Below are 6,774 nucleotides of genomic sequence, written 5' to 3'. Positions count from 1 at the left end.
CTCCAATGGCGTATTTTTGGTCATAAAAGCCATCTTTTGAGTCATAAAAGTTGTTATAGACGTGCACCTTTGCATTGCGTGCCATAGGTAGGCGTTGCGCGCAGTTGTCAAAAACGTTATGAGCGACCGTTATAGTCCTTGTTTCGCTGCTGCCATCAGAGTCTCTTGAGCCAATTAACATCGTTTTGTCATGGTTTTCAAAGATGTTGTGCGAGATCGTGATAGCCGCACTGTCTCCCTTGACGTCGCATAGTCCGTCGTAAGTCTGCCATTTGGTAAGCTCTCCGCCTGCTAAATGCACATGACTAAGCTCGACCGTGTCCTTAAAATGGCAGTGATCTACCCAGATGTTTTTGCTTGATTCTATGCTGACGCCGTCATATTGCGCATTAAAGCCGTCATTTTTTTGTATATCTGGAAATGGATCAAAAGCATCTTCGATCTTAATATTGCGGATCGCGATATTTTGGACATTTTTTAACAAAAGCGAGCCGCCTTTTATGCCTGAGTTTTCGCCTAAGCCGATTATTGTGGTGTTGATAGCTACCGGCACTACGATGAGCTTTTTCCACTCGTTGGCTAAATTTTTGCGAAGCGCTGCTAACTTTGGATCTTGCGAACCGTCTAAATTTGCACGGCATGAAGCGCCGTAAGCCTGCATAAATTTGGCATAAGAGCTAAACTCGCCACCGCTAATCTCACTTATAAATTTATCCAGCCCATCGCTATTGCCATTTTGTGGGATCTTGCCTTCGCTAAGGTCTATGAGCCCATCCACATAGATGACGTAACCACCCATTTGAGCGTATTTTACGAGCTCTTGCCTGTCTTTTACGACGACTTCTTTACTCTCTTTGCCGGCATATCCGCCAAAATTTTGCTCTGCACCAATGCTAGCGTAACCAAAGGGCGAGTCGCTTGCTTTTATCTCGCCTGCTTGAGCTAGAGCACCAAATGCAAATAACGCACCAACAGCGAGAAACAATATCTTTTTAAACATCTTTAGCCTCCCAAATTTGGCTTTTATTTTTGATCTTCTGTTGTAAAGATTGCTGCCGAATTTTATTTTGGCTCATTAAATTTAGCGTAAGACTTTTATAAATTTTTAGTAAAAGCGAAATTGAGCGGCGAGTACCTTGCAAAACGCGCAAACCACTTCGCTTACGCAAAGACGCGCCTGTTTTTAGCCGACAAAACCCGAATTTAATTTTTCTCAAATCCAGCGCAGACGATGTTTTTTAGCGTTTGGGCTTGCTTGATTAGCGTTTCCTTATTAGCTTGCGCGCCGCGCAAGCCTTTTTCGTACGAGGCGATCGAGTTTTGCGGCGAAGAGTTTTCTTGCGAGCTAAAAATTTTGACGACTTCAAGCGAGATTTCGCCCCGCGTTCGCACGATCAAAATTTCACGCGCATCCTCGCTGTCGCGGCTTTCTACGCTCGCCATGCTTATCTTTTTGCCCGCGTAAAACGCCTCGCAGACGCCGCCCTCTGCCCCATAATCCGTTACCTTGACAGAGCCTTCTTTAAATTCGTAAATTTTGATCCGCCTCGACCTTCGAAGCTTCTCGTCGCCGCTCCACTCGCGCTCCCCCGTGTCCAGGCCTGCGACCGTAAACGCGCCGTCCTCGGCCTTATACATGTCGCCCAGCATTACGGGCAGCTTTTTGCCCTCTTGCTTGGTTAGCGTAAAGCCGATCTTTTCGCCGTTTTTAAAAGACGCGCGAAACCGCTCGGAGAAAAACGCCGTGAAAAACGCGACCTCTTTTAGCGCGCCGTCCGTATCCTCGTATCTCGTCCAGTTTTCCTCGGGCACGCCAATTAAAGCGACGTCCTTGTCCGCGCTAGGCTTTAGCCCTGCGCAACCGCAAAACGCCCAGACCGCGACCGCGCCTAACAGCAAATTTTTCATATTTTTCCTTAAATTTGCACCCAAATCCGATCAAAAACGCGCCAAATTTACGCCCTAGCTTGCACCGTAAATTTTAAAAACTCGGCGAAATTTTCCTTTTTATCTTTTAGCTCAAACGGTATCTTATGCTCTTTTTCGCCGATTATTACGGCATCCTCTTTTACTTCGATCTGCGCACCCCTGATCTCGTCCCACGAGCTAAAAACGGGCTCTTCCATCAGCTCGCGGCTAATGAGTCCGCGCTCGTCTAGTATCACTCCGTAAGGCTTACCAAAAAGCGAGCGGTCAAGGCTGTGAAGTATCGGCGAGACGGGCTTAAAAACGCTAAGCGATTTTGATAGCAGCTTCGTCTCGTCAAGCGGCGTTTTTAGCGCTTCACCCAGCTCAAGCTCCAAAATTTTATCCGCGATCGTGCGCTCCTGGGCCTTAACGCCCTCCTCGAAAACCGCTCGCAAGACCGCTTTTAGCGCCCTTTTCATCGCCGCTTTCATCTCGTCCTCGATTTCAAATTTGCATTTTTCTAGCTCTTGCCACGCGAGATTTTCCAGCTCGTCAGGCGAATGCTCGCCTAGCCTAAACGCCGCGGCTACTTCGTCCGCGTTTGCGGCGGAGGCGTCAAATTTAACCAAAAGATGCCGCTGCGTGAGTAAAAATCCTATGCTTCTTCGCACTATGCGCGTATGTACGCCGATAAAAGCAAGCGGAAGGGCACCGTAAAATTTAACCGTCCCGCCGTAATCCGCGCCTTCTTGTCGCCCTAGGCTTTTGTCTAAAATTTGCCTCGTAGCTAGCGCGAAAACCTCGTTCGCATCGTCCCAAACGGGGTGCTTTGCACCTCCTAAAACCAAAACCTTTTGCGCGCTCTCGTCTAGCGACGCTAAAATTTGCTCTAAATTTTGCATATTTTTCCTAAATTTTAGTTTTTTAGATACCTTCGCGTTAGGGCCCAAATCATAGCTTCAAGGCGCGGCAAAAGCCTAAATTTAGCAAAGGCTAAATTTAACGCCCAAACGCCGACTAAATTTATTTTAGCCTTTTGTATTTCCATTCGCGCTCTTGGGCTAGTTTAGGCTTGCCGTCCGTAAAAACGTATCTTTTATAAGCGGTCATCGCATGCTTACTTTGCATATCAAAGGACATCAGCGAGCCGCCGTATACTACGTCGTCAGCTAGTATATCGCTATCAAAAGTCGCCTCGATGCGCTCTTTTTGCGCCCATCTTTTACCGTTTGCGTCGCTAACTAGCCCATAGACGTCTACGCTCACGTTATCGCCGCGCGTATCGTAGCCGTAGACTAGCTTTTTGTCGCCGTCTTTAGCGCCGTATCGCTGCGTAAGCAGACGCTCGCCAGACTTATCGTAGACGTTGCGACTAGAAAACTCTTGCTTCCACTCTTTTTTCTCGTTATCCCACGAAAACGCCGCCGTCTCAAAGTCCGCGCCGCTAACTACGATCACGTCTTTGTAGCTGTTTTTCCACTCTTTTTTCTCGTTATCCCAGACCAAAGTTATCGTCACGTCCTTGCCGTTTGCGGCCTCGTGCCTAGACATCTGCGAGTTTTGCCATGCGCCGTCTACGTAGACGCTGCTTACGCGCTCGTATTTACCGCGAACGTCGCCTGCAATGATCTCTTTTTGAGACGGTATCCACGCGCCGTTTTCAAACAGCGACCTTTCATAACCTATAGGCTGCTCGTTTACGTCGTAGAGATAGAGCATTTTTTCTTTAGGCTGCCATTTCGCGCCGTCCCAAACGCTATAAACGGTTAGCTCGTTTTGACCGCTTCTGTTATAAGTAGCGCGAGCAAGAGACGACTTTTGCCATTTGCCCGCTTTTAGTTCGTATCCGGTCTCTTCGTATACGCCGTTTGCGCGTTTTGAGACGGTTTTGCTAGCGTTTTTAACGCCTCGGACGTAGCCCGTCGTCTCCTGCGTAGATACTCCGTTTTTAAGGCTTGCTTTATATTCGTTTATCTTGCGCCATTTTTCAGCCTTGAAATCATAATCATAGGCGTAAAATTTAACCAGTTCGCCGTCCTTGCCGAAGTAGCTTAATTCTTTGTATCTATTTTTGCCGCCGTCTTTTAGCTCGGACTCGGTAACGACCTGCGTTTTACGCGCTTTGGCGTCGTAAATTTGGCGCGTAACGTAGCTAAGAGCCGGCTCTTCGTATATCTTTTGCGACGTGCTTTCAAGCGCGTATTCGTAGTCTTTGGCTAGAGCGCACGCGCAAAGCGCGGCTAGCAACAAGGCAGTTTTTTTCATAGATTCTCCTTAAAATAAATTTAAGCGATTATATAATTTTAAACATAAAAAACAAAGATGCGGCAAAAAGGCTAAATTTAATCGCCGCTCGCGCTAGAACGAGTTAAATTTCAAACGAGCCGGCGTAGCGCATTTAAAATTTTATCTGCTATAATACTCCAAAAAAATTTAAAAGGCGAAAAATGATTCCATTTACCGACGAAGAGCTTTTAAAGCCCGTAAAAGCGAGCTTGCAAAAGGTTATGCCGATGCTTGAAAACGACGGCGGAGGCATGGAGCTGCTAGGCATCAAAAACGGCAAAATTTACGTCCGCCTCACCGGCCACTGCCACGGCTGCGCAGCTAGCACTACTACGCTAAAATACGGCATCGAGCGCCAGTTACGCACGGATATCCACCCCGAACTTAGCGTCGTAAACATCCCTATCGGCGAGGAAGTTAAATTTGACTGATTACAAGAAAGCAGGGCTAAGAGCGTTTAACAAGGGCGAATTTGACGCCGCCGCGAGCTATTTTTCGCTCGCTTACGAAAAAAAGCCGGACGAAAAACTACTCTTTCTCATCACGCTTTGCTCGCTTGCTAAAACCCGCCGCGACGAGGCGATGACGCTTTTTGAGATATTTAAGCTGAAAGATAAATTAGGCATGAGTCCTGCGGATTTGGACGAAATTTTGGGCGCGCTTGAGGCAAAAATCGACGAAGACGAGGATCACGAGGAGCAAAACGCCATCAGCTACGCCGATTTTATGGATGCGGTCAGGCGCGGCGGGTTTAAAAGCGTCTTTGAGGACATTATGTTTTCCACGCGCGTGATGATCGACAACCGCGACGATTTTCTAGAGTTTTTGCAAAATCTTATCAAAAACGGCTTTATAGAAATGGGGCTAAGCTACATCGAGACCGCGGCCGTGATGTTTGCCGGCGACGAACGGCTAAGCGCGCTGGCTCGCGAAATCAACGAAAGGGCGCAGAATGAAAATTTACGTTAAAGAAGGCTTTGTTACCGATAACTCTAGCGTTTGCGAGGCGGGTTGTTATTTCGTAAAAACGGCGACGAACGCCAAATTTGAAGCTGGTGCCCTGGCAAAGGGCGCAAAAATCATAAATTTGAGCGAGTGCAAGCGACTACTAGGCATCGACGAGAACATAAAAATCATCGGCATCACGGGCACGAACGGCAAGACCACGACCGCGGCGGCCATCTGCGCTACGCTCTTAAATTTAGGCTACGGATGCGGCCTGTGCGGCACTCGCGGCGCTTTTATAAACGGCGAACGCATCGATGATAAGGCGCTAACGACGAGCGAAATTTTACGCACGCTTAGCTACCTAAAGGCCGCTAGCGAGCACGGTTGCGAGTATTTCGTGATGGAGGTTAGCTCGCACGCCATCGCACAAAAACGTATCGAGAGCCTATCGTTTGCGATGAAAATTTTTACGAATTTGACCCAAGACCACCTCGACTACCACGGCACGTTTGAAGAGTACGCGCGCGTAAAGAGCGAGTTTTTCGCAGACGATGCGCCAAAACTCATAAATATAGACGACCGCGGCGGGATCAAATTTAATCCCGCAAACGCCCTAACATATTCACTTAGCGCGCTCCACGCGGACGCGGACTTTGCACCCGGCGAGTACTCGCTAGAAGGCGGCATACGCGCAATGCTAAAAACCCCGCGCGGGCAAATGGCGCTAAGCTCAAATTTGCACGGCGAATTTAACCTCTACAACCTTATCGCAGCCGTCTCTTGCGTCGCAACGCTGACGGATCGGCCGCTAGATGAGATCGCGCGCGCCGCGGCAGGGTTTGAGGGCGTCGAGGGGCGCATGGAGGTCGTGAGCCGCGAGCCGCTCGTGATCGTGGACTTCGCGCACACTCCGGACGGCATCGAAAAGGTGCTAAATGCATTGCGCCATCGCAAAATCGTCGCGGTTTTTGGCGCCGGCGGCGATAGAGACCGCACCAAACGCCCTAAAATGGGCGCAATAGCGCAAAAATACGCGCAAAGACTCGTCGTCACCAGCGACAATCCCCGCAGCGAAGAGCCTGAAAGCATCATCGCCGAGATTTGCGGCGGCCTAGAGATGAACGAGCGCGTAAAATGTATCGCAAACCGCAAAGATGCGATAAAATACGCGCTTGAAAGCCTCGCGCGGGATGAAATTTTGGTGATTTTAGGCAAGGGCGACGAAACCTATCAGGAGATCAAGGGCGTGAAATATCCGTTTAGCGACAAAGAGGTCGTGCGTGAACTTTTGAACGAACGCGCCTAAATTTACGAACGAAACGGCGACGAAGCAAGGGTGAATTCGAGTAAAATTTGCCTTTGTTTGCGTCTAAATTTCTATTTTATTGCCGAGCGGCGTCAAACTTATCGCAGTTTTTATCGCTCGCGTAAATGCCTCTAAAATCAAATTTGATCGCAAATTTAACTCCTAATTTTATCGCGGCAAGCAAGCAAAAGCGAATCACCGCGGCTATATAAAGTTGCTTTTTGCGGCTAAATTTATAGTATAATTTTCCCAAAAACACAAAGGACTGCCGATGAAAATCGAAATTTTATCAAGCAAAATCCACCGCGCGCGCGTGACGGACGCCA

8 protein-coding genes are annotated in these 6,774 nt (G+C 48.5%); 3 read left to right on the top strand and 5 right to left on the bottom strand.

Annotated elements, in window-relative coordinates; all coding sequences use genetic code 11:
- From RYL88_RS10570 to RYL88_RS10550, 5 genes are all read right to left on the bottom strand, one after another.
- On the bottom strand, positions 1 to 1,000 hold a 1,000-nt coding region (locus RYL88_RS10570), incomplete at its 3' end, for a polysaccharide lyase family 1 protein (protein ID WP_314991149.1).
- A 203-nt stretch (positions 1,001 to 1,203) separates the two neighbouring features.
- On the bottom strand, positions 1,204 to 1,908 hold the full coding sequence (locus RYL88_RS10565; RefSeq protein ID WP_314991147.1) for a hypothetical protein: 705 nt from the start codon (positions 1,906 to 1,908) through the stop codon (positions 1,204 to 1,206).
- 47 nt (positions 1,909 to 1,955) lie between these two features.
- Positions 1,956 to 2,810 (bottom strand): hypothetical protein, encoded by an 855-nt coding sequence (locus tag RYL88_RS10560; protein WP_314991145.1) that lies wholly within the window; start codon positions 2,808 to 2,810, stop codon positions 1,956 to 1,958.
- 14 nt (positions 2,811 to 2,824) lie between these two features.
- Positions 2,825 to 2,956: a hypothetical protein gene (locus RYL88_RS10555; protein ID WP_314991144.1), complete on the bottom strand. Its 132-nt coding sequence runs from the start codon at positions 2,954 to 2,956 to the stop codon at positions 2,825 to 2,827.
- The gene (locus tag RYL88_RS10550; protein WP_314991142.1) at positions 2,932 to 4,173 is read right to left on the bottom strand and encodes a hypothetical protein; all 1,242 of its coding nucleotides are present in this window, start codon (positions 4,171 to 4,173) and stop codon (positions 2,932 to 2,934) included. The genes RYL88_RS10555 and RYL88_RS10550 overlap by 25 nt, the downstream gene beginning before the upstream one ends.
- A gap of 182 nt (positions 4,174 to 4,355) precedes the next feature.
- Between RYL88_RS10550 and RYL88_RS10545 the strand changes: the two genes are divergently transcribed.
- Genes RYL88_RS10545 through RYL88_RS10535 form a run of 3 tightly spaced genes read left to right on the top strand, consistent with a single transcriptional unit; the run spans position 4,356 to position 6,448 of the window.
- Positions 4,356 to 4,625: a NifU family protein gene (locus RYL88_RS10545; RefSeq protein ID WP_295141213.1), complete on the top strand. Its 270-nt coding sequence runs from the start codon at positions 4,356 to 4,358 to the stop codon at positions 4,623 to 4,625.
- Positions 4,618 to 5,163: a histidine kinase gene (locus tag RYL88_RS10540; RefSeq protein WP_314991140.1), complete on the top strand. Its 546-nt coding sequence runs from the start codon at positions 4,618 to 4,620 to the stop codon at positions 5,161 to 5,163. Before RYL88_RS10545 ends, RYL88_RS10540 begins: the two co-directional genes overlap by 8 nt.
- Positions 5,147 to 6,448 carry a UDP-N-acetylmuramoyl-L-alanyl-D-glutamate--2,6-diaminopimelate ligase gene (locus RYL88_RS10535; protein ID WP_314991139.1) on the top strand — a complete coding sequence of 434 codons (1,302 nt, stop codon included), beginning with the start codon at positions 5,147 to 5,149 and terminating at the stop codon, positions 6,446 to 6,448. Before RYL88_RS10540 ends, RYL88_RS10535 begins: the two co-directional genes overlap by 17 nt.
- Positions 6,449 to 6,774: the final 326 nt, after the last annotated feature.

This window comes from uncultured Campylobacter sp. (assembly GCF_963517995.1).
Lineage (GTDB): Bacteria > Campylobacterota > Campylobacteria > Campylobacterales > Campylobacteraceae > Campylobacter_A.
The sequence above is the reverse complement of the archived record's forward strand: the minus strand, read 5'-3'. Positions and strand labels throughout refer to the sequence as shown.